Annotated in this window: 1 protein-coding gene and 1 pseudogene; both read left to right on the plus strand. The window is 41.0% G+C overall.

The window, feature by feature from the left end; all coding sequences use genetic code 11:
- Nucleotides 1-1,436: pseudogene (locus JWQ34_RS02205) on the plus strand (carboxypeptidase-like regulatory domain-containing protein); the annotation flags it as partial.
- A 125-nt stretch (nucleotides 1,437-1,561) separates the two neighbouring features.
- A partial coding sequence (locus JWQ34_RS02210) for a carboxypeptidase-like regulatory domain-containing protein (RefSeq protein ID WP_299353279.1) occupies nucleotides 1,562-4,034 on the plus strand: 2,473 nt, incomplete at its 3' end.

Here is a 4,034-nt window from a genome sequence, read left to right on the forward strand (position 1 = left end):
TGATGAAACTTGATGTAAAAACAGTAAAAAGCGCCTATAGAAGCAAAGAGCATATCAACATTAATTTAGAAGCAAAAGACAGTAAAGGCAAAGGCGTGCCGGGCAACTTCTCAGTGACGGTAATTGACGAAAGCAAAGTACCGGTTGATGAAAGTTTAGAGAATACCATTTTTACCAATATCCTATTAACCTCCGATCTTAAAGGTTATATAGAAAAGCCTAATTATTATTTTACTAATGAAACTGATGAGGTAAATAAAGCGCTGGATAACCTGATGATGACGCAAGGTTATCGCAGATTTACGTGGAAAGAATTAAACAACACGATAAGCACAAAACCTGTTTTTGAGGCAGAAGGGCTGGGCGTAAACATAGCAGGTAGGGTAACTACGCTTGGTGATAAGATTGCGCCTAATGCCAAAGTTACCCTGGTATCTTTAAGAGCTAAGATTGTACAAAGCACCACTACCAATGCCGCAGGGCGGTTTAGGTTTGATGGTATATTTTTAACAGATAGCATTAAGTTTTCTTTACAAGCCCGCACCGCAAAAAACAGCGATAAGGTTAAACTGATACTGGACAGCATACCTAAACTACAAGCAACCAAAAATCGCAACCTGGCCGATGTTAACCTTAATATAAACGGTACGCTGCAAGCCTATATTGATAACGGTAAAAAACTAGATGAGATTTATGAAAAGACCGGGCAATTAAATAAAGTGCAACGGTTAAAAGAGGTGCGGATAAAAGCTAATAAAATTGTGGTGCCTACTTATGCTATGCAGGGTATATTGCAGATACCGGAGGGACATTCTGATCAAACCTATAAAATACCGGAACCGGAACATTGTGCAAACCTGTTAACCTGTTTACGAGGGATGTTGCATGGTATCACTTTTAAAGATTCTATTAGAAATCAACAAGTAATATTCACCGATTTGCCGTTTTGTCGTCAAATTAATGGCTTAAATGCGATGCATTTGATTGTGGATGGTAGGCTAATGTCATTTAATGAGACAGAAGATATTTTGCATAATAATGTGATCGAGCCTGAAGATATTGTTAAAATAGAAGTGGTAAGAACCAACCTGGCTTTGATTGCTATGTTAGGCGGGCCCGCCATAATGATCTATACCAATCGGGGAATGGTGCGTAAATTTTACACTCCCAGCGTAGCCAACATAACTCCTAAAGGTTTCAATAAAGCGCGCGAGTTTTACTCGCCTAAATATGATAAACCAAGAGGCGATGCAGATAAACTACCCGACCTGCGCAGCACCATTTACTGGAACCCTTATTTAAAAACAGATGCGGCCGGCAAAACCAGCTTTAGTTTTTATAACGGCGATGGGCTGGGAACCTACAAGGTAATTGTTGAAGGCATAAACGCCGATGGCGAGTTGGGCAGGCAGGTATATAAATATACGGTTGATTAAACTAAATCGATATGAAAATGGAGCGTAATTTATTAACCAAGTCGGGGCTATTTTGCCCGCTTATATTATTGCTTGCTTTTATACCCCAATTAATTTTTTAATATAGCTTTAAATAACCTGTTTACATGAAGATCTTTTTACGATACATATTATTTGCGGTCATTATTTTTACCGGCACTCACACTTATGCGCAGGTACGCCAGAACATATCGGGTGTTGTAGTAGATGAAAAGGGCCAGCCGGTAAAGGGCGCTATCGTGTTTATTGGCGGATCAGAACGTGTGATGTCCACCGATGAAAATGGCAAGTTCATTTTTGCTGATATGCCACAGGGTACATTTCAGCTTTCTGTGCAACTGATAGGATATTTCCCACTAACGCGCAATGTGATTGTGCAGGCGGCACCGGTTAATGTAGAAGTACAGTTAAAGGTAAAAACCATAAGCCTTGATGAGGTAGTAATAGGAAAAACCGGTGCCCGTAATAAAAACTTTAAGTTGTTTGAAGAAAACTTTTTAGGCCGGTCAGAGAACGCGAAGCAATGTGTTATCCTCAACCCAAAAGTTATAAACTTTAGCACTAAAAAGGGATTGTTATTTGCAGATGCTGATGATTTTCTGATCATTGAGAACAAACGACTGGGCTACCGCATCCACTATCAGCTTAAAGATTTTGGGTATAAATCTGCAGACGATATAGCCTTATATCATGGCGAATGCAGCTTTGAAGAATTAGACGGAACAGCTGACGAAAAAAAGGAATGGGCAAAAAACCGCTTACAAACCTACCAGGGTTCGTTCATGCATTTCTTGCGTTCGGTTTATAGCAATAAAGTTTTAGAAAATGGCTTCATAACAAAGCCATCATACGGTTACGTAACACTTAAACATGATGACGTAACTTCAAATATGGACAGAGTAGTAATTAATGACCGCCCGGTAAGGTTTGACTCATTAATTACAACTGTCGATAGCAATTTTATCTCCTTAAAATTTAAACAGCTATTATATGTTATTTATGATCCCCGAAAAGCGCCTGGTGTGCATACCACCGAATATGAACTTAAAAGAAGTATTGATATAGATAAAAAAGCATCTGTAGTGAACCTGGGATTAAAAGAAGCCATAATTGACAGAAAAGGAAGTTATACCGACTATCGTGATTTCTTTATTCATGGTAATTGGGCCAGAGCGCGTGTAGCCGACCAACTGCCGGTTGAATACCAACCGCCTGTTGCAACAGGCGACGACCTAACTTATATGCTGGCAGCAAACCTGCAACAATGGGCCGATAGCATCCCGCAGGAAAAAACCTACCTGCACCTGGATAAACCCTATTATGCCCTGGGCGATACCATTTGGTTTAAGGGCTACGTAACCATCGGCAGCAGGCACCAGCTATCAAAGCTAAGCGGCTCGTTATATGTCGATCTGATAACCGAGAAAGATTCTGTTTTTCGTTCCTTAAAACTACCCATAACCACCGGCATGGTAATGGGCGATTTTACTTTAGGCGATGACTTTAAAGAAGGGAGCTACCGCATACGCGCTTACACCCAATGGATGCGCAATGCAGGTGAAGATTACTTTTTCGATCGGACATTTACGGTAGGCAACATTGTAAGCCATAACATCATTACCAAAGCCGACTATCAATATAAAACCATAAACGGCATACCTGTTTTAACCGCAACGCTAAACTATACTACTGACGAAGGCAAACCATTGGCAGGAAAGGATGTACATTACCAGATCATCATCAACAAAAAAGTAGCCTGGTCCACCTCCGCCAAAACAGATTTGAAAGGTAATATACCTGTAAAGATCTCTAACGAACAACATGTAGACCTGAGCGGCGCGTACATCACCACCATTTTAGATGGCAGTGATAAAAACACCATCACAAGAGATTTCCCCATAAAAGCCGCGCTATCGCAAAGCGATGTACAGTTTTTCCCGGAGAGCGGTAATCTAGTTAACGGCCTAACATCACGAGTAGCTTTTAAAGCCATAGGGGTTGATGGCGCGGGCATTTCCATAAAAGGAAAGATAACTGATAACGATAACAAGGAGATTGCCGAGATTGAAACCCTGCACGCAGGCATGGGCAGTTTTTTATTACATCCCCAGGCCGGTAAAACTTATACCGCCTATATCATTTTTGCGGATGGCACCACCAAAAACATCGCATTGCCAAAGTCTGTAAATGAGGGTTATGTGTTAAGCATTTATCAACCTAACCCGGATAGTATATTGGTTAGGATAAGCGCCTCGGCCGCTTTGCAAAAAACAACTGTTGGGCTGATAGCCCAAACCAGCGGAGAAGCTATATTTGCATCGCCCGTAAAAATAGAAAAAGCCACAACATCTGTTTGGTTGGAAAAAAAAGCGTTCCCAACCGGGATAGCGCAGTTTACCATCTTCAATAATAATGGCGAGCCGCTGAATGAGCGTATTGCTTTTATCCGCGGTAATGACTTGATGAAACTTGATGTAAAAACAGTAAAAAGCGCCTATAGAAGCAAAGAGCATATCAACATTAATTTAGAAGCAAAAGACAGTAAAGGCAAAGGCGTGCCGGGCAACTTCTCAGTGACGG

Source organism: Mucilaginibacter sp., from assembly GCF_028288185.1.
Classification (GTDB): Bacteria; Bacteroidota; Bacteroidia; order Sphingobacteriales; family Sphingobacteriaceae; genus Mucilaginibacter.